Raw genomic sequence first — 18,782 nt, 5'->3', positions numbered from 1 at the left:
CCTCCTCCCGCATTGTGACCGGATCGGGAGGAACATCATGCGTTATCTGCTTGCCGCCACCGCGCTCGCCGCGGGCACCATCGCCACGACCGCGACGCCTGTTGCGGCCCAGTCCATCTCCGCCACCGACAAGGCACAGGGCGCACAGGCGAACCCTCAGCTGTTGGCCGAGTTCGGCGGCGCCTATGACGGTCCGCAGGCCGCCTATGTCGAGCAGGTCGGCAAGCGCGTTGCGGTGCAGTCCGGGCTGTCGAACGCGCAGGGCGACTTTACCGTCACCTTGCTCAACTCGCCGGTCGAGAATGCGTTCGCGATCCCCGGCGGCTATGTCTACGTCACGCGGCAGCTGATGGCGCTGATGAACTCGGAGGCCGAACTCGCCTCGGTGATGGGGCACGAGGTCGGGCACGTCGCCGCGCGCCACTCGGCCGGACGCAACCGAACCGCGTCGCTCGGCGGGCTGCTCGCCGGCGTCGTCGGTGCGGTCGCGGGCAACGGTGCGCTGGGGCAATTGGTCGGCAAGGGAGCACAGCAGGCGGCCGGGCTGTACACGCTCAAATATGGTCGCGATCAGGAATATGCCGCCGACGGGCTGGGCGTGAAGTACATCACTGCCGCGGGCTACGATCCCTATGCCGCGGCCGACATGCTGGCGCAGTTGAACGACGAGACGACGTTGCAGGCGCGCGTTGCCGGTCGCGATGCCAATGCAGTGCCGACCTGGGCCTCGACGCACCCGAACGGCATTGACCGTATTCGCCGCGCGCGTGCGCTGGCGCAGGCGACGGGCCGCACTGAGCCGCCGGCGCAGCAGGATATCGCTTTTCTGCGCCGGCTCGACGGGCTGCGCTATGACGACGATCCGGCGCAGGGTGTGATCGACGGGCAGACGTTCCTCCATCCCGGCTTACGCATCCGCTTCACCGCACCCGCGGGATATCAGATCAACAACGGCACCGATGCAGTTACCGTGTCGGGCAGCGGCGGACAGGCGCAGTTCCGCACCGCCGCGGCGACCAGCGACCTGCCCGGCTTCATCACCCAACGCTTCTCCAGTCTCGGCGCTTCCGCCGGCGGCGAGGTGCGCACCGGACGCGCCAACGGCGTGGATTACGCCTGGTCGACCGTCAGCGCGTCGGCGAACGGGCGCGCGGTCGACGCGACGATCGTCGCCTACCGCTTCCTGTCCGCTACTTACAATTTCACGCTGGTCACGCCGCGTGGATCGGGCATCGGCGCGTTCACGCCGCTGATCGAGAGCCTCGCACCAATGAGCGCCACCGAAGCTGCTGCGATCAAAGGCAAGCGCATCCGCATCGCCACCATCAAGGCGGGCGACACGGTCGACAGCCTTTCGCGGCAGATGGCATATCCAACTTACCAGCGCGAGCGGTTCCTGACACTCAACGGCCTTGCCGACGACGCCCGGCTGACGCCGGGCATGCTGGTGAAGCTGGTGGTCGCGGGCTGATCCGCATCTGACGAACGGCGCGCGGGGCGGGGCAAGCCGCACGCGCGCCTTTGCGTTCGTGGCAACGGTGCTTTACCCGAGCGGCCATGTCCCGCCCGCTCGCAAGCCACACCGTCACCCGCCGTCCCGCCATCTCGGTCGTCATTCCGTGCTACAACGAAGAGGCGACGCTGCCGCTGCTTCACGCGCGCGTATCGGCGGCGGTGCGCGGCGTCGTCGGCGACGATCACGAGATCGTGCTGATCAACGACGGATCGCGCGACGGCAGCTGGGTGGCGATGCAGCGGCTGGCGAGCGAGGACAACCACGTCGTGGCGGTCAACCTGTCGCGCAATCACGGGCACCAGCTGGCGCTGACCGCTGGGCTCGACCTTTGCTCGGGCCAGTATATCCTCATCATCGACGCCGATCTGCAGGATCCGCCCGAGCTTCTGGGTGACATGTGCGAGGCGATGGCGCGCGAGGGCGCCGATGTCGTCTATGCGGTGCGCCGCAAGCGCCAGGGCGAGACGCTGTTCAAGAAGGCGACCGCCGCCGCTTTCTACCGCGTGCTCGACCGCGTCACCGATACCCCGATCCCGCTCGACACCGGCGATTTCCGCCTGATGACGCGTCGTGCACTCGACGCACTGCTGTCGCTGCCCGAACAGGCGCGCTTCATCCGCGGCATGGTCGCCTGGGTGGGCTTCCGTCAGGTGCCCTTCCCCTACGACCGCGCGGAACGGCACGCGGGTGAGACCAACTACCCGCTCGGCAAGATGGTGCGGCTGGCACTCGACGCGGTGACCGGCTTCTCCACCGCACCGCTTCGCTGGGCGAGCCATCTGTCGGTGGTGCTCGCCGGCGTCTCGCTGCTGCTGCTGTTCTACATCGCGTGGGGCTATTTCGCCGGCGACCGGGTGCAGGGCTGGACCTCGACCATGCTCGTCGTCGTCGTGCTGAGCTCGATCCAGATGTTCGTGCTCGGCATGATCGGAGAGTATCTCGGCCGGCTCTACATCGAGGCAAAGCGACGCCCGCTCTACCTCGTCGCCGACATCGCGGGTCCGGTGCACGGCCGCGCGACGCTGGGGTTCCAGGCCGAGACGACGATCGTCCCGGCGGAGCAGGTCGCGGGCGGTCGCGCCGCCTGACCAACGCAGCCGGACCAGTCGAGGCGCGCTTTCCCTTTGTGTTGATGACCCGCTTGACCTAGATCACCCGGCGCACCGCTTGGGGACTGGATTGGCGACACAACCCGCCTTGTTCGACGCCGGCACCCATGCGCGCCGCTGGGTCGGCGATTATTGCGCGACCGCCGGCGGCGCTGACGTGCTGTGCGGCTCGCCCGACCTTGCCTGGACCGCGATGCTGGAGGAGCTCGCCGCAGTTGCAGGCGACAACCTAGGCCATGCGCGCGAACGGGTGCAGCGGCATTCGGTCGACATCGGCACCGGCTTCCGCGTCATCGGCGAGGCGAACGAGCGGCCGTGGCCCTTGTCGCCGGTGCCGATGCTGATCGACAACGACGAATGGCAGCATATCGAGCGTGGCGTCGTCCAGCGCGCCGACCTGCTCGAGCTGATCCTCGGCGACCTTTACGGACCCGGCAATCTCGTCTCGCGCGGGCACCTGCCCGCGGCGCTGGTGACGGGCAGCCCGCACTTCACACGCCCGCTGGTGGGACTTGCGCCGCCGGGCGGTCATCACCTGCATTTCGTCGCGGTCGAGCTGGGGCGCGGTCCGTCGGGCGAGTGGCGCGTACTTGCCGATCATCTGCGAATGCCGACCGGCGCGGGCTATGCGCTGGAAAACCGACTGGCGGTCAGCCGCACGCTCGGCGGATTGCAGGCGCGATTGAACGTACGTCGCCACGCCTCCTTCTTTGCCGCATTCCGCGACGGCCTCGCCGCCGCATGCCGGCGCAGCGACCCGCGCATCGGGCTGCTTACCCCCGGGCGGTATAACACCAGCTATCCCGAACAGGCGCATCTGGCGCGCTATCTGGGATTGCTGCTGGTCGAGGGCGACGACCTCGCCGCGCTGGAGGACAAGGTCTATGTCCGCACGATTGCGGGGCTGAAGCGGATCGATGCGTTGTGGCGCCGTGTTGATCCGCGACTGCTTGATCCATTGGCATTCGACAGCCATTCGCAGATCGGCGTCCCCGGACTGATCGACGCCTATGCGGCCGGGAACGTCGTGCTCGCCAACGCACCGGGCGCAGGCGTGCTGGAGAGTGCCGCGATCGGCGCATTCCTGCCGCAGCTGTGCACCCGTCTGACGGGCGACGAGCTGCGCCTGCCGCAGATCGCGACCTGGTGGTGCGGGCAGCCGTCCGAATGCGCCCACGTCGCGGAGGAGCATCGCTCGATGCTGCTCTCCTCCGCCTTCGGCAGCGCGACGCTCGGTTTGCCGGGTGAGCGGACGGTTGCGGGCGGCGACATGGACGAGGACGCACGCGCGCGCTTCCTCGCCGACCTCGACCGACGCCCGCAGGATTATGTCGGGCAGGAGGTGGTCAGGCTGTCGACCATGCCGGTGGTCGTCGGCGACGCGCTGGTGCCGCGCCCGTTCACGTTGCGCGTCTTTGCCGCGCGCGATGGCGAGGGGCGCTGGCAGGTGATGCCCGGCGGCTTCGCGCGAATTGGCGAGCACCCCGACAATCGCGCCGCGGTGATGGGCGAAGGCATGTGGTCGGCCGATGTCTGCGTCCATGGGCCCGAGCCGGTGCCGACGCTGTCACTGCTGCCCGCGATCAACACGCAGCAGATCCGGCGCAATCCCGGTACGCTGCCGAGCCGCGTCGCCGACAATTTCTTCTGGCTAGGTCGTTATCTGGAGCGTGGCGAGGCGCTGCTGACCGCAATCCGCGTGATGCTTGGGAATTCGATCGACGCAGATGCAGGCGCGGCGCTCGGGCTCGACACGGTGGCGCGCCTGGTGTCGGAGATTGTCGCAAGCGGAGCCGCCCCTGCCCCGCCGACATTGCGTCGTACGGACCTGACGCAGTTCGCGCGCACCGCGATGGAGGCGCACGAGTGGCAATCGGTGCGCACGATCAACGGCCATACCAACCGTATTGCGGGCGGCTGCCGCGACCGGCTGTCGGCCGACATGGTGCGCCTGCTCGACGCGCCCTTCCCGACGCATCGCGGCATGCTCGACCGCACCGGCTCGCTCCAGCGCCGCTACGCCGCGATCGCTGGCCTGTCGGCCGAGCATATGGGGCGCACCGCGTCATGGCGGTTCCACGATCTCGGCCGCCGGATCGAGCGCGCGGGGGCGATCGTCCGTGCGGCGCGTGGCTTCGGCATGGTGGGCGGTAGCCAGGACGACGTGTCGACGCTGCTTGACCTCGCCAACAGCCAGATCAGCTATCGCCAGCGCTACCTGACCGGGGTCGCGCGCGTGCCCGCGATCGACCTTGTGCTGCTCGACCCCGGCAACCCGCGCGCGCTGGCGTTCCAGGTCGAAGCGATCGGCGAGCATCTTTCGGCGCTTCCGGTGCTGGGTGACGACGGCATGGCCGAGCCGCAGCAGGTCGAGGCGACCGAGTTGAAGGCGCTGGTCGCAACCGCGCGCGCCGCGACGATCGATGCCGACCTGCTCGCCGAGGTCGAGCGGCGGCTGGCGCGCATCTCCGACGCGGTCGCGCGGCGATACTTCCTGCAAGGTGCGGAGCCGTTGCGCGCCAGCGGCCTGACGCTGGCGTGAGCACGACGTGATCTACGACATCGTTCACGTCACGCGGTTCGATTACGGCAACGCGGTCAAGTTCGCGCGCTGCAACCTGCGGCTGCGCCCGGTTGACTGGCCGGGGCAGAGCGTCGAACAGTATGAGCTCCGCGTCACTCCGTTCGGGCGCACCTACCCCGCGGTCGCGGAGGCCGGACTCGCCAATGTGACACGGCTGGTTATTGAGCAGCCGGTCCGCCGGCTGACGATCGAGTCGATGGCGCGCGTCCGCGTTGATCGGCTTGTACCGATGCCGGATGCCGGCGACCCGACGCTTGGAGAGATCGCCGCGCTCGCGCGCGCATCAAGCGACCTGTCGGCGGCGAGCCCCGCGAACTACCTGTTCCCCTCCCCACTGATCCCGCTCGACCAGGCCATTGCCGATTATTGCGCGACCGATCTCGATCCGGGCCGCGGTGCCTTGGAAGCCGGCATCGCACTCGCGCGGCGGATCCAGCACGATTTCGCATTCGACGCGACCGCGACTCTGGTCGACACCCCCCCGCACGAAGCGTTCGCGAAGCGGCGCGGCGTGTGCCAGGATTTCGCGCAGATCATGATCACGGGGCTCCGCGCCGCCGGACTGCCCGCCGCCTACGCCTCGGGCTACATCCGCACGCTCCCGCCCCCCGGTCAGGAGCGGCTGGTCGGCGCCGACGCGACACACGCCTGGGTGCTGCTGTGGTGCGGTCCCGATCACGGCTGGGTCGGGCTCGATCCCACCAACGGCATCTGGATGGCGGGCGACCATGTCGTTGTCGCGGTCGGACGCGACTATGCCGAGATCGCGCCGGTCGACGGCGTCGTGCTCGGCTCGGGCGCGCAATCGATGGAGGTCAGCGTCGACGTCGCCCCCCAGGAGATGCCAGCGCAGGAAGAACCGGCGTGATTGCACTCATCATCAACCTGCCCCACATAGTCGGGTAACACACTCAACGGGGAATAGATGGCCGATCCGTACCAGACCCTGGGCGTCGCGCGGAGCGCGTCCGAGGCCGACATCAAGAAAGCATATCGCAAGCTCGCAAAAGAGCTGCATCCCGACCGCAACAAGGATAACCCCAAGGCGTCCGAGCGGTTCAGCCAGGTGACGGGCGCGTACGACCTGCTGACCGACAAGGATAAACGCGCGCGCTTCGATCGCGGCGAGATCGATGGCGACGGCAATCCTGCCGCACCGTTCGGCTTCGGCGGTGGCGGGCGACCCGGCGGTCCGGGTGGCCCCGGTGGCATGGGGGGCGGCGGCTTTCAGGGTCAGCAGTTCGACTTCGGCGGCGAAGGCGCGGACATGTCCGACATCTTCGAAGGGCTGTTCGGCGGGCGGCAGGCAGGCGGCGGCGGGTTCGCCAGCGGTTTTGGCCGTCGCCAGCAGCCGCGCGCAAAGGGCGCGAACGTGCAGTATCGCCTGCGCGTCCCCTTCGTCGATGCAGCGGCAATGGCAGCGCAGCGGATCACGCTCGGCGACGGCAAGACGATCGATCTGAAACTGCCCGCGGGTGTCGAGGATGGCACGCAGATGCGGCTGTCCGGCAAAGGTGAGGCCGGTCCGGGCGGCGCCGGCGACGCGATCGTGACGATCGAGGTCGTGCCGCACCGTTTCTTCACGCGCGAGGGCGATGACGTGCGCCTCGACTTACCGATCAGCCTGCGCGAGGCGGTGCTGGGTGGTGCGGTGAAGGCACCCACGGTCGAGAAGCCGGTCATGCTGACGATCGCGCCCGGCGCGACCAGCGGCAAGGTGTTGCGCCTGAAGGGCAAGGGCTTCCACAAGAAAGGTGGTGGTCGCGGCGATCAGTTGGTCACGCTGATGGTCGATCTGCCCGCCGACGACGCGGCGTTGAAGGCGTTCGTCGTCGACTGGTCACCCGAGGAGCGGAACCCGCGCGACGCGATGGGCGTCTGAGTCGAGTGACTGATGTCGATGCCCCGCCCTCGCTGACGCCCGAAGACCGCGCCCGTCACCACGCCAGTGCGCGCGCGATGGTGTCGAAGGAATATGCGCGGGTGAAACCGGGTAGCGCCTTCTTCGAGGTGCTGAAGCGTGCCGCGCTTGGCGTCTACAATGACGGTTTCATCCACGCCGGCAACCTCGCCTATCTCGCGCTGATGACGCTATTTCCCTTCTTCATCGTGGCGGCGGCGGTGCTGTCGCTGGTCGGGCAAAGCGCGGAAACGCAGCGCGCTGTGGCGAGCTTCTTGTCGGTGCTGCCGCCTGAATCGGCCGAGCTGTTGCGCAAGCCGATCGCGGACGTGTTGCAGGCGCGGACGGGATCGCTGCTGTGGCTGGGTGGCCTCGTCGGACTGTGGACGGTCGGCAGCTTCATCGAGACGATCCGCGACATCTTCCGCCGCGCATACGGTACGCGCGCGACGCAGTCGCTGTGGCGCGCGAGGCTGGGGCTCAGCCTGGCGATCGTCGCATCGGTGTTCGTCGCGCTGGTCTCGTTCTTCGTCCAGGGCATGCTGACCGCGGCCGAGCAGTTCATCTATCGTCTGCTTCCGTTCGCTGAGAATATTGCCGGCTGGCTGGGCCTCGCCCGCTTCGTTCCCGCCGCGATCATGTTCGGCGCGCTGTACATGCTGTTCTACTCAGTCACGCCGAGCAAATATCGTCATAGCGACGATCGCAAATGGCCGGGTGCTTTGTTTACCGCGCTCTGGTGGGTCAGCATGACTGCGGGATTGCCGTGGGTGCTCTCCAAGCTGGGCGGTTACGACCTGACCTACGGGAGTCTCGCGGGCGTGGTCGTCATGCTGTTGTTCTTCTACCTGATCGGGCTTGGCCTCGTGTTCGGCGCGCATCTGAACGCGGCACTGGCGGAACCGCCCGAACCGGTTGTAGAGGGAACAGCTGACAAGATGATAGCAGGGACGGCGACGGCGTGAACGGATTGATGGCGGGCAAGCGCGGGCTGATCATGGGGCTCGCCAACGATCGGTCGCTCGCATGGGGTATTGCGAAGAAGCTGAGCGAGGCGGGCGCCGAACTCGCCTTCTCCTACCAGGGTGAATCGCTTGAAAAGCGCGTGCGTCCGCTCGCCGAGCAGCTCGGCTCGAGCAAGCTGATCGACTGCGACGTGTCGGACATGACGCGGCTGGACGCAGCGTTCGATGCGCTCGCCGCCGACTGGCCGACGCTCGACTTCGTCGTCCACGCGATCGGCTTCTCCGACAAGAACGAATTGCGCGGCAAGTATGTCGACACCAGCCTCGACAATTTCCTGCTGACGATGAACGTGTCCGCCTACAGCTTCGTCGCGGTGGCGAAGCGCGCGCGCGCGATGATGCCGGACGGCGGCAGCCTGCTGACGCTCAGCTATTACGGCGCGGAGAAGGTCGTGCCGCACTACAACGTCATGGGCGTCGCCAAGGCGGCGCTGGAGACGAGCGTCAAATATCTGGCGATGGATCTGGGGCCGGAGAACATCCGCGTGAACGCGATCTCGGCCGGTCCGATCAAGACGCTGGCGGCGAGCGGCATCGGCGATTTCCGCTACATTCTGAAGTGGAACGAGCTCAACTCTCCGCTGCGCCGCAACGTCACGATCGACGATGTCGGCGGCGCAGGGTTGTACCTGTTGTCCGACCTCGCCGCGGGCGTGACGGGCGAGATCCATCACGTCGATGCCGGCTACAATGTCATCGGCATGAAGGCCGAGGACGCACCCGACATCGCGTTGGCGTGAGTGCTCGCGACGCCGCGCACGGTGGTCAGGCTGCAAGCGACACGGGCATGATCGCGATCGCACCCGCTGGCGGGGCAGACGTCGCCGCGATCGACGCTCTGCTGCGCAGCAGCTTCGCACGGGCGGAGGAGGCCGATCTGGTTCGCGATCTGTGTGTTGCGGGCGACATGGTGCTGATGCTCGCCGCCCATGATGAAGAAACCGGCGCGCTCGTCGGGACGGTGGCGTTCAGCCGCATGGATGTCGCGGTCGCGGGCAAGCCGATCGCTGCGGTGGCGCTGGCACCCGTGGCGGTGGCCGCGGCGCACCGTCAGCAAGGCGTCGCCGAGGCGCTGATCCAGGCCGGGCTTGATCGGCTGGAGCAGGAGGGTGTGGTGCTCTGCTTCGTGCTGGGCGATCCCGCTTTCTACGCGCGCTTCGGCTTCGATGCCGATTTCGCGCGCAATTTCGCCTCGCCCTATGCGGGCGATTATCTGATGGCATTACCGCTCCAGGGCGGGTTGATGCCATGCGGCGTGCGCGAGCATGCGCGCCACGCCTCTCCATTTGAGGCGCTGTCACAACCATGAGCTTCAACACCTTTGGTCGCGTGTTTCGCTTCACGACCTGGGGTGAGAGCCACGGTCCGGCGATCGGCGCGGTAGTCGATGGCTGCCCGCCGGGGATCGCACTGACGGAAGGCGACATCCAGCCGTGGCTCGACCGCCGCCGCCCCGGCACGTCGCGCTTCACGACGCAACGACGCGAGCCGGACGAAGTGCGCATCCTGTCGGGCGTGTTCGAAGGCCGCACGACCGGCACGCCGATCAGTCTGATGATCGAGAATGTCGACCAGCGATCGAAGGATTATTCGGAGGTGGCGCAGGCCTATCGTCCCGGTCACGCCGATTACGCCTATGACGCCAAATACGGCTTCCGCGATTATCGCGGCGGCGGGCGGTCGTCGGCACGCGAGACCGCGTCGCGCGTCGCAGCGGGCGCGGTCGCGCGGCTGGTCGTGCCGCAGGTCCGCATCCGCGCCTGGGTCGAGGCGATCGGCGGTGACGCGATCGATCCCGCACGGTTTGACGACGCGCAGATCGACGCCAATCCCTTCTTTTGCCCTGATGCGGAGGCAGCGGTACGCTGGGAGGCGAAGGTAGACGCGGCGCGCAAGGCGGGATCGTCGCTCGGCGCGGTGGTCGCGTGCGAGGCGACCGGCGTGCCCGCCGGCTGGGGCGCGCCGCTTTACGCCAAGCTCGACAGCGAACTCGCCGCCGCCGCCATGTCGATCAACGCGGTGAAGGGTGTCGAAATCGGCGACGGATTCGCCGCGGCTGCCTTGTCGGGCGAGGAGAATGCCGATCGCATGCGCCCCGGCGCCGATGGCGGGAAGGACCGCCCGGCCTTTCTCACCAACCATGCCGGCGGCATCGCGGGCGGGATAGCGACGGGACAGCCGATCCGGCTACGCGTTGCGTTCAAGCCGACCAGCTCGATCCTGACCCCGGTTGAGACGATCACGCGGACGGGCGAGGCGGCGGAGATCGCCACGCGCGGCCGGCACGATCCGTGTGTCGGTATTCGCGGAGTGCCGGTGGTCGAAGCGATGGTCGCGCTGGTGCTGGCGGATCAGGCATTGCTCCACCGCGCGCAATGTGGGTGATTGTCGCGGAACGGCAATAATGGCAGTAGTCGGGGTAGTACCGATGAAGTACAATTACCCCCGCAATGATCGTCGATTTTCACTAATCGATCGTAAGTCTATTTTACTCGATCCGACTTGTCGCGCACCCAACCGGCCGCAGCAGCCGGAACATCTTGGGATACGTCTCGTTAAGCCTTCCGATACGAAGGAGAGACTGAAATGCGTTACATGATCCCGCTCGCCGCAATGGCGCTTGCATTCCCGGCGCTGGCCTCAGCGCAGACCACCGGCGGCACCGCGGGTGGCTCGATGGGCACCGGCACCACGACCGGCTCCATGGGCAGCCAGACCGGCACCATGGGTTCGATGCAGTCGCCGACCACCGACAGCACGATGTCGACCAACTCGACCATGAGCACACCGTCGACCACCACGACGACGCGTTCGTCGCGCCGCAGCACGCGCAAGGGCACGATGTCGTCGCCCAGCACGAACCCGAGCACGTCGACGACCGACTCGACAATGACGCCGTCGACCGACCCGGTGAGCACGACGCCGAACACGATGGGCAGCACGCCGCGCTGATCCTCGTTAGGGTGTGATCAGAAAAGGCTCGGGTTCACGCCCGGGCCTTTTCGTATGTCGGTCGGATCAGTCGGCGAACGGATCGCGCACAAGGATCGTATCCTCGCGCTCCGGACTCGTCGAGACGAGCGCAACCGGGCAGCGGATCAGCTCTTCGACGCGGCGGATGTACTTGATCGCCTGTGCCGGCAGATCGGCCCAGCTGCGCGCGCCCGCGGTCGAGCCCGACCATCCCTCCATCACCTCGTAGATCGGCTCGACCTCCGCCTGATCCTTCGCGTGCGCGGGGTAGTAATCGAGCTCGGCCCCACGCAGCCGGTAGCCCGTGCAGATGCTGATCGTCTCAAAGCCGTCGAGCACGTCGAGCTTGGTGAGCGCGATGCCGGTGATGCCGCTGACCGCCGCCGATTGCCGCACCAGCACCGCGTCGAACCAGCCGCAGCGGCGCTTGCGCCCCGTCACCGTGCCGAACTCGCGGCCGCGCGTGCCAAGCCGTTCGCCCGTCTCGTCGTCAAGCTCGGTCGGGAACGGTCCCGATCCAACGCGCGTGGTGTACGCCTTGGCGATGCCGAGTACGAAGCCGACCGCCGCCGGCCCTAGCCCCGACCCGCCCGCCGCGGTGCCCGCGATCGTGTTGGACGAGGTGACATAGGGGTAGGTGCCGTGATCGACATCGAGCAACACGCCCTGCGCACCCTCGAACAGGATGCGGCGACCCGCCGTGCGTGCCTCGTTCAGGTCGCGCCACACGGGCTTTGCGAACGAGAGCACGAACTCGGCGATCTCACGCAGGTCGGCGAGCAGGCGCTCACGGTCGATCGGTGCCTCGCCGAAGCCGGCGCGCAACGCATCGTGGTGCGCGCACAGGCGGTCTAGCTGTGGTCCAAGGTCATCCAGATGCGCAAGATCGCATACCCGCAGCGCGCGGCGACCGACCTTGTCCTCGTACGCCGGGCCGATGCCGCGGCGCGTGGTGCCGATCTTCCCCGCCCCGCTCGCATCCTCGCGCAGCGCATCAAGATCGCGGTGGAACGGCAGGATCAGCGCGCAGGTATCCGCGATCCTGAGCGTATCGGGCGTGGCGACGACGCCCTGCTTGCTCAGCCGCCCGACCTCGTCACGCAGCGCCCAGGGGTCGAGCACGACGCCGTTCCCGATCACCGAAGGCGTACCGCGTACGATGCCCGAGGGCAGCAACGACAGTTTGTAAACGTTCTCGCCCACCACCAGCGTGTGGCCCGCGTTGTGCCCGCCCTGAAAGCGGACGACCACGTCGGCGCGCTCGGCGAGCCAGTCAACGACCTTGCCCTTGCCCTCGTCGCCCCATTGGGCGCCGACCACTGCTACATTCGCCATGAGATACAGAACTCCGCCTGCCGCGTGCAGTCCGCGCGCCCTTCGACAGGGCTCGGCGCGCGAACGGTTCCGAATTGTCCGCGGCGCGGGTAGCCGTGCGCGCGCGGCGGGTCAACCGAGTGGTGGAAGGTCACTGAAGTTACACCCATCCGCATATGCGCGCGAGAGCGTGCCCAGAACAATACGAGTTGAGCGGGCAGACAGGGGATCGAACGGCACGCTCACGGTCTGCCACCAGACGCGAGCGTAGGACAGCCGACAAACGCCCGCCTTGCTACTTGGAAGGAGGTGCGGCACCTTTCTCGACGAACTCGATCATACGCCAGCGCGCGCCGCGCACACGTTGGCCAGCCGCATCGCCGATCGGCGCGGTCGCGGTCAGCTGCGCGCCAACGATACATGCGATGCTGTTGAGCGCCGGCGAGGGGCTTGGCTGCACGACCTCGCAGCTTTCCTGACTGCCATCCGCGCGCTGTATCTGACGAACGACGACCGTCGCATCGCCAGCAGAAACGGGCAGCTTCGCGACCTCGATCTGCATGTCTGATTGAACGCCGGGCGACTTGAAAAGCGGCCCCGGAAGCATCCACGACACCCGCTGTCGATAGATTGCGAAGATCGGCTTACCCGATTGATCGATCGTCGGCTGCCACAATCCCCGCCCCGCAACGGCTGCACATGCTGTCTTGTCAAGCGATACGCTGCCACTCCCAACTGGAACCCTGCACTGCACCGCATGGCCTGTCGGATCAACGGTGACTTCAACAACCGAGACGCCCTGCTTGCGCTCGAAGATGGCATCAGCCGGATAATCGGACGGGCCAATCCACCTGGCAGGATCGCCGATCGGCGTTGGCCCTGGATAGATAATCGCGGGGCCGGCAAGCGCCACCAACACGATCTCGCTCATCAGCTATCTCCCTTCTGATGATCGTGCATCAAGCCGGGTATGACAACGCCCGTGTACGATGGCGGCCTAAGCCGCCCTTACCTCGCCCGCCCAGACGTGCGTGCATAATTGCGCCTCCGGCGTGTCGCCCGGCTCCAGCGCTGCAACGGTCACCCAGCCGGCGGCGCGCATCGCTGCGCCCTCCTCGGCCGGGGTGCCGAGCGGCAGGAACAGACGACGGCGCTCGGGTGCAGGCTCGCTCGTCAGACGGTCGCCGTAGAGCGAGAAGCCGGTCGCGGCTTCTTCCGCGCCGCCCTCGTGGACGATCGTGTAGGTGCCGCCGCGGCCGATCTCCGCGCCTGCGCCGCGCGCGAACAGCGAGAAGCCGAGCCAGGTCTGATACTCGAAGCCATGCCGCTCGGTCGGGTCGAGCGTCAGCGCGACGTGGTTGTCGACCGCGCGCGCAATATGCGCCAGGCCATTAAGCCGCGACGCCAGCACACCCGAGGTATCAAGCGCCCGTAATCGCGCGAGTGCCTGCTCGAACGTTCCCGCGGCCTCGATCAGCGGCAGGTAATCGGGTGCGAGTTGCGCGACGCTGCCGGCGTCCTTTGCATCGAGCCGGTCGCGCAATTGCTCCAAGCGCTCGGGCGCCACCGGCAGTGGCCCGGCCGCGAGTGCATCAACCAGATCGGGCAGCGTGAAGTCGATCGACACGCCGGAAACACCTGCGGCCTCCAACGCCTCCACTGCGACCGTCACGACCTCTCGCGCGGCGGCGACCGAGTCCATCCCGATCAGCTCGGCCCCGATCTGCCGCAGCTCACGCGCAGGCGAGAGCTGCCCCCCGCGCAGTTTCAGGATCGATCCCGCATAACTGAGCCGCACCGGGCGCGGGTGGTGCGCCATCCGCGTCGCCGCGACGCGCGCGACCTGCGCGGTCAGGTCGGGCCGGACCGCGAGCGTGCGCTGTGATACCGGATCGACGAAGCGCACCGCGTCGGTCAGTCCGCCGGCCTTTAAGCGAGTCGACAGGCTCTCTGCATATTCGGCCAGCGGCGGGTCGACGCGTTCATAGCCGTGGAGCCCGACGGCGGCGAGCAGGCGCGCCTCGATCGCGGCTGCGGCATCGGCGTGCGGCGGCAGCCGATCGCGCAGACCTTCGGGAAGGAGAGCGGTCATCAACGGAAGCCCTCTCCCCGCCGGGGAGAGGGTTTGGGAGAGGGGCCGGCATCGAGCGCTTCCTTGATCGCCAACAACACGCCCTCAAGATTGTGCATCACGTCCGCGTTGCTGAACCGGATCACATCATAGCCCTGCTCTTCGAGCCACGCCGTCCGCCGCTCGTCACGCGCCTCGTTGCCCGCGTGCGTGTCGCCGTCAACCTCGATCGCGAGTTTGCGTAACCGTGCAACGAAGTCGAGGATGAAGGGCCCGATCGGAACCTGGCGGCTGAACTTCACGCCGCTGAAGCGATGGGCGCGCAGGGCGGTCCACAATTCACGTTCGGGCTGAGTCATCTCCAACCGCATCGCTTTCGCTCGTCGAAGCGTTTCGCCGGTGGACACGTCGCTCCCCCTCTCCCAACCCTCTCCCCATCAGGGAGAGGGCTTTGCTTCCCGCTTCCCCGCCGCTCACCTCAGAACGTCAGACCCATCGCGGTCTTCACGCCCGGCAGCGCCTTCACGCGCGCCAGCAGGTCGCCGTCGACGCGTTCGTCGACCGAGAGCAGCAGCACCGCCTCGCCACCCGCCTGACGCCGGCCGAGGTGGAAAGTGCCGATGTTGACCCCCGCCTCTCCCAACAGCGTACCCAGGCGACCGATGAAGCCCGGCGCGTCCTCGTTGACGACGTATAGCATCGGGCCCGCCAGATCGGCCTCGACCTTGATCCCGAACAGCTCGACCAGCCGAGGCGCTGCGTCGCCGAACAGCGTGCCTACGACCGATCGCTCTCCGTCCGCGGTGCGGACCGAGACGCGCACCAGCGTGTGGTAATCGCCTTCGCGCTCGCTCCTGATCTCGCGCACCTCCATGCCGCGGTCGCGCGCGAGTAGCGGCGCGTTGACCATGTTGACGGTCGCGGTCTGCGTACGCAGGAACCCGGCGAGCACCGCACTCGTGATCGGCTTCTGGTTCAGTTCCGCCGCGGCTCCCTCGGTATGGACCGAGATGCGGTCGATCGCGCCGGTCGACAGCTGCCCGACTAGGCTGCCGAGCTTCTCGGCCAGCGCCATGTACGGCTTCAACTTGGGCGCTTCCTCCGCCGACAGGCTCGGCATGTTGAGCGCGTTGGTGACGCCGCCCGACACGAGATAGTCGGCCATCTGCTCGGCGACCTGGATCGCGACGTTGACCTGCGCCTCGGTGGTCGACGCGCCCAGATGCGGGGTGGAGACGAAATTGGGCGTGCCGAACAAGGGCGACGCCTTCGCCGGCTCCTCAACGAACACGTCGAGCGCGGCGCCCGCGACCTGGCCGCTATCGAGCGCGTCCTTCAATGCCGCCTCGTCGATCAGCCCGCCGCGCGCGCAGTTGATGATCCGCACACCCTTCTTGGTCTTGGCGATGTTTTCCGCCGACAGGATGTTGCGCGTCTGATCGGTCAGCGGCGTGTGGAGCGTGATGAAGTCGGCTCTGCTGAGCAGTTCGTCGAGCGTCACCTTCTCGACGCCGATCTCGACCGCGCGCTCGGGCGTCAGGAACGGATCGAACGCGACCACCTTCATCTTCAACCCACGCGCACGGTCGGCGACGATCGAGCCAATGTTGCCCGCGCCGATCAGCCCGAGCGTCTTGGAGGTCAGCTCGACCCCCATGAAGCGGTTCTTCTCCCACTTGCCGGCCTGCGTCGACGCATCCGCCTCGGGCAATTGCCGCGCCAGCGCGAACATCAGCGCGATGGCGTGCTCGGCGGTCGTGATCGAATTGCCGAACGGCGTGTTCATCACGACCACACCCTTCGCCGACGCCGCGGGAATGTCGACATTGTCGACGCCGATTCCGGCACGTCCGATAACCTTCAGGTTGGTCGCATGTTCAAGGATGTCGGCAGTCACCTTGGTCGAGGAACGGATCGCGAGGCCGTCATAGACGCCGATGATCGCCTTCAGCTCGTCAGGCGTCTTGCCGGTGATCTCGTCGACCTCGACCCCGCGTTCACGGAAAATCTGCGCCGCGCGCGGGTCCATCTTGTCGGAAATCAGTACCTTGGGCATGTCTCTACTCCCTCTCCCCCGCGGGGGGAGGGTCGGGGTGAGGGGCTGCCCCACGCGCCGACCCTTGTGTCGATTTGAATCGGTGAGGTCACCCCTCACCACCTGTGGGAAGTCAGCCGCGCGCGTGCGCGTAGGCCCAGTCGAGCCAGGGGCCGAGCGCCTCGATATCGGCGGTATCGACGGTCGCACCACACCAAATCCGCAGGCCCGGCGGCGCGTCGCGATAGCCGGCGATGTCGAACGCGGCGCCCTCGGCCTCGAGAAGCGACGCCATCTTCTTTATAAGCGCCTCGTCTGCGCCGGCGACCGTCAGGCAGACACTGGTCTTCGAGCGCGATGCCTGATCCTCCGCCAGATGCCCGAGCCACTCACGCTCGGCAACGATCCGGTCCAGCGCAGCGGCATTGGCGTCGGAGCGCGCGATCAACCCGCCTGCGCCGAGCGACTTGGCCCATTCGAGCGACCAGATCGCGTCCTCGACCGCGAGCATCGACGGCGTGTTGATCGTCTCGCCCTTGAACACGCCCTCCGACAGCTTGCCCTTCGAGACGAGGCGGAACACCTTGGGTAGCGGCCAGGCAGGCGTGTAGCTCTCCAGCCGCTCGACCGCGCGCGGCCCAAGGATCAGCACGCCATGCGCGCCTTCACCACCCAGGACCTTTTGCCAGCTGAACGTCGCGACGTCGATCTTGTCCCACGGCAGGTCGTAGGCGAACACGCCCGATGTTGCGTCGGCGAAGCTCAGCCCCTCACGATCGTCCGCGATCCAGTCGCCGTTCGGTACGCGAACGCCGCTGGTGGTGCCGTTCCAGGTAAACAGCACGTCGTTCGACCAATCGACCTGTGTAAGGTCGGGCAGCTGCCCGTAATCGGCGCGGATTACGGTGGGATCGATCTTGAGCTGCTTGACCGCATCGGTCACCCAGCCCTCGCCGAAACTCTCCCACGCGAGCGCGGTGACGGGGCGTGCGCCGAGCATCGTCCACATCGCCATCTCGAACGCGCCGGTGTCCGAGCCTGGAACGATGCCGATCCGGTGCGTGTCGGGCAGGCGCAGCAGCTCACGCATCAGGTCGATGCAATATTGCAGCCGCTGCTTCCCGAGCTTCGAGCGGTGCGAGCGACCGAGCACGTCGGTCGCCAGCTTGGCGGGATCGTAGCCCGGCGGCTTGGCGCAGGGGCCGGACGAGAAATGCGGACGTACCGGCTTGATCGCGGGCTTTGTTCCACCGAGTTCAGGCGCAATGATGGTGTCGGCGGCAAACGTGTCAGTCAATGTCAACTCTCCTCACAGAGAGCACGCGCGGCGTTGGGACCGCGTGGCCCGTCGACCGCGCTGCAGCAAATAGCGGCGGGCGTCAACCGTCAAGCGTGCGGGTTGCTCCGCGCAGACCTAACACAGAAGCACGACCCATCCGCCTCGGGCACCGGCCTGCCGCAGCTTTTGTCATCGTTAACACCCAGGCAGGATTGCGCCGCATACTCGCCCGACTCATGAAGTGTGTAAGCGTGCGTAGCGAAAAAGAGGTGGCAGCGATCCAGCGCGTAATGGTCGCGTGTGCTACGTCTCCGCGTCGAGCACCGCGCGGCCGGCACTCATTTGCTGCAACTGCGCTGCTGCTCGCGCTCACCGCCTGCGGCCGAACCGAACGACCTGCAACCGCGCCGCGCATCACCGAGGCCCCAAGCGTGCGCGAGACGCAGCGCTGCTTCGCCGACCTACGGGCAATGGGGGTCGACTTTCAACCGCTGCCCGACAAGCAGACCGGCCCGGGCTGCGGGCTGACCGGCACGGTCAAGCTGCTCGACATCGGCGTGCCGACCGCAAACCTGGGCGCGGTCCGCTGCGGCGAGGCGCGCGCGTTCGCGGCGTGGGCGCGCAACGGCGTCGCGCCGGCGGCATACCAGATCCTCGGCTCCGAACTGTCGCGCATCGTCAGCATGGGCAGCTACGCCTGCCGCAACACCGTCGGCACACGCGGCCCCGCCCGCCGGTCGGGACACGCCATCGCCAACGCGATCGATGTCGCCACGTTCGAGCTGAAGGACGGGCGCCGCGTCAGCATCCAGCGCGACTGGAACTCTCCCGACGCCGACGTGCGACGTTTTCTTCAGACGATCCACACCAGTGCATGCCGCCGCTTCGGCACCGTGCTGTCGCCCGACTATAACGCCGCGCACCACGATCACCTCCACCTTGAGGACGATCACACCAGCTTCTGCCGCTAGCGCGT

Annotated in this window: 17 protein-coding genes; 10 read left to right on the top strand and 7 right to left on the bottom strand. The window is 67.3% G+C overall.

The genetic code is table 11. The features are described from left to right. Positions 1 to 37 precede the first annotated feature (37 nt). The 9 genes from SMN802W_RS0104410 (at position 38) to aroC (ending at position 10,519) form a co-directional block, all read left to right on the top strand. Positions 38 to 1,471 carry a M48 family metalloprotease gene (locus SMN802W_RS0104410; RefSeq protein WP_019515681.1) on the top strand — a complete coding sequence of 478 codons (1,434 nt, stop codon included), beginning with the start codon at positions 38 to 40 and terminating at the stop codon, positions 1,469 to 1,471. An 86-nt stretch (positions 1,472 to 1,557) separates the two neighbouring features. Next, positions 1,558 to 2,604 (top strand): glycosyltransferase family 2 protein, encoded by a 1,047-nt coding sequence (locus tag SMN802W_RS0104405; protein WP_019515680.1) that lies wholly within the window; start codon positions 1,558 to 1,560, stop codon positions 2,602 to 2,604. 91 nt (positions 2,605 to 2,695) lie between these two features. Next, entirely contained in the window at positions 2,696 to 5,167 is a 2,472-nt protein-coding gene (locus SMN802W_RS0104400; protein WP_026325739.1) for a circularly permuted type 2 ATP-grasp protein, read from the top strand. Between the two features lie 7 nt (positions 5,168 to 5,174). Further along, positions 5,175 to 6,077: a transglutaminase family protein gene (locus tag SMN802W_RS0104395; RefSeq protein WP_019515678.1), complete on the top strand. Its 903-nt coding sequence runs from the start codon at positions 5,175 to 5,177 to the stop codon at positions 6,075 to 6,077. Positions 6,078 to 6,134: 57 nt separating this feature from the next. Beyond that, positions 6,135 to 7,091, top strand: coding sequence for a DnaJ C-terminal domain-containing protein (locus SMN802W_RS0104390; protein ID WP_019515677.1), 957 nt, complete (start codon positions 6,135 to 6,137; stop codon positions 7,089 to 7,091). Between the two features lie 77 nt (positions 7,092 to 7,168). After that, entirely contained in the window at positions 7,169 to 8,074 is a 906-nt protein-coding gene (locus tag SMN802W_RS0104385; RefSeq protein WP_193378573.1) for a YihY/virulence factor BrkB family protein, read from the top strand. Next, positions 8,071 to 8,874 carry an enoyl-ACP reductase FabI gene (fabI, locus tag SMN802W_RS0104380; protein ID WP_026325738.1) on the top strand — a complete coding sequence of 268 codons (804 nt, stop codon included), beginning with the start codon at positions 8,071 to 8,073 and terminating at the stop codon, positions 8,872 to 8,874. The genes SMN802W_RS0104385 and fabI overlap by 4 nt, the downstream gene beginning before the upstream one ends. Next, a complete protein-coding gene (locus SMN802W_RS0104375; protein WP_019515674.1) occupies positions 8,871 to 9,443 on the top strand; it encodes a GNAT family N-acetyltransferase in 573 nt (190 codons plus the stop codon). Before fabI ends, SMN802W_RS0104375 begins: the two co-directional genes overlap by 4 nt. Continuing rightward, positions 9,440 to 10,519, top strand: a complete 1,080-nt coding sequence (gene aroC, locus SMN802W_RS0104370; protein WP_019515673.1) for a chorismate synthase — start codon at positions 9,440 to 9,442, stop codon at positions 10,517 to 10,519. Before SMN802W_RS0104375 ends, aroC begins: the two co-directional genes overlap by 4 nt. A 206-nt stretch (positions 10,520 to 10,725) precedes the next feature. On the opposite strand, the gene SMN802W_RS0104365 is transcribed toward aroC, so the two are convergent. From SMN802W_RS0104365 to SMN802W_RS0104335, 7 genes are all read right to left on the bottom strand, one after another. Further along, positions 10,726 to 11,076 (bottom strand): hypothetical protein, encoded by a 351-nt coding sequence (locus SMN802W_RS0104365; protein WP_019515672.1) that lies wholly within the window; start codon positions 11,074 to 11,076, stop codon positions 10,726 to 10,728. Positions 11,077 to 11,152: 76 nt separating this feature from the next. Next, entirely contained in the window at positions 11,153 to 12,442 is a 1,290-nt protein-coding gene (locus SMN802W_RS0104360; protein WP_019515671.1) for an adenylosuccinate synthase, read from the bottom strand. A 274-nt stretch (positions 12,443 to 12,716) separates the two neighbouring features. Further along, on the bottom strand, positions 12,717 to 13,334 hold the full coding sequence (locus tag SMN802W_RS17505; RefSeq protein ID WP_238560121.1) for an energy transducer TonB: 618 nt from the start codon (positions 13,332 to 13,334) through the stop codon (positions 12,717 to 12,719). An 84-nt stretch (positions 13,335 to 13,418) separates the two neighbouring features. After that, the gene (locus SMN802W_RS0104350) at positions 13,419 to 14,513 is read right to left on the bottom strand and encodes an ATP phosphoribosyltransferase regulatory subunit (protein WP_019515669.1); all 1,095 of its coding nucleotides are present in this window, start codon (positions 14,511 to 14,513) and stop codon (positions 13,419 to 13,421) included. Next, the gene (locus SMN802W_RS0104345; RefSeq protein ID WP_238560105.1) at positions 14,513 to 14,851 is read right to left on the bottom strand and encodes an endonuclease domain-containing protein; all 339 of its coding nucleotides are present in this window, start codon (positions 14,849 to 14,851) and stop codon (positions 14,513 to 14,515) included. The genes SMN802W_RS0104350 and SMN802W_RS0104345 overlap by 1 nt, the downstream gene beginning before the upstream one ends. A gap of 119 nt (positions 14,852 to 14,970) precedes the next feature. Continuing rightward, positions 14,971 to 16,548, bottom strand: coding sequence for a phosphoglycerate dehydrogenase (gene serA / locus SMN802W_RS0104340; protein WP_026325737.1), 1,578 nt, complete (start codon positions 16,546 to 16,548; stop codon positions 14,971 to 14,973). 112 nt (positions 16,549 to 16,660) lie between these two features. After that, the gene (locus SMN802W_RS0104335) at positions 16,661 to 17,824 is read right to left on the bottom strand and encodes a phosphoserine transaminase (protein WP_019515666.1); all 1,164 of its coding nucleotides are present in this window, start codon (positions 17,822 to 17,824) and stop codon (positions 16,661 to 16,663) included. A gap of 413 nt (positions 17,825 to 18,237) precedes the next feature. Here SMN802W_RS0104335 and SMN802W_RS0104330 point away from each other — a divergent pair, with 413 nt between their 5' ends. Beyond that, on the top strand, positions 18,238 to 18,777 hold the full coding sequence (locus SMN802W_RS0104330; RefSeq protein WP_019515665.1) for an extensin family protein: 540 nt from the start codon (positions 18,238 to 18,240) through the stop codon (positions 18,775 to 18,777). Positions 18,778 to 18,782: the final 5 nt, after the last annotated feature.

The sequence above is a fragment of the Sphingomonas sp. Mn802worker genome (assembly GCF_000382485.1).
Classification (GTDB): domain Bacteria; phylum Pseudomonadota; class Alphaproteobacteria; order Sphingomonadales; family Sphingomonadaceae; genus Sphingomonas.
Note: the sequence above shows the minus strand (reverse complement) of the source record. Positions and strands in the feature narration are given on the sequence as shown.

Excerpts from the sequence above, each read along its gene's own strand:
- SMN802W_RS0104410 (WP_019515681.1), top strand. The coding sequence starts at position 38 with ATGCGTTATCTGCTTGCCGCCACCGCGCTCGCCGCGGGCACCATCGCC.
- SMN802W_RS0104405 (WP_019515680.1), top strand. The coding sequence starts at position 1,558 with ATGTCCCGCCCGCTCGCAAGCCACACCGTCACCCGCCGTCCCGCCATC.
- SMN802W_RS0104390 (WP_019515677.1), top strand. The coding sequence starts at position 6,135 with ATGGCCGATCCGTACCAGACCCTGGGCGTCGCGCGGAGCGCGTCCGAG.
- SMN802W_RS0104385 (WP_193378573.1), top strand. The coding sequence starts at position 7,169 with ATGGTGTCGAAGGAATATGCGCGGGTGAAACCGGGTAGCGCCTTCTTC.
- aroC (WP_019515673.1), top strand. The coding sequence starts at position 9,440 with ATGAGCTTCAACACCTTTGGTCGCGTGTTTCGCTTCACGACCTGGGGT.
- SMN802W_RS0104360 (WP_019515671.1), bottom strand. The coding sequence starts at position 12,442 with ATGGCGAATGTAGCAGTGGTCGGCGCCCAATGGGGCGACGAGGGCAAG.
- SMN802W_RS0104350 (WP_019515669.1), bottom strand. The coding sequence starts at position 14,513 with ATGACCGCTCTCCTTCCCGAAGGTCTGCGCGATCGGCTGCCGCCGCAC.
- SMN802W_RS0104345 (WP_238560105.1), bottom strand. The coding sequence starts at position 14,851 with ATGACTCAGCCCGAACGTGAATTGTGGACCGCCCTGCGCGCCCATCGC.
- serA (WP_026325737.1), bottom strand. The coding sequence starts at position 16,548 with ATGCCCAAGGTACTGATTTCCGACAAGATGGACCCGCGCGCGGCGCAG.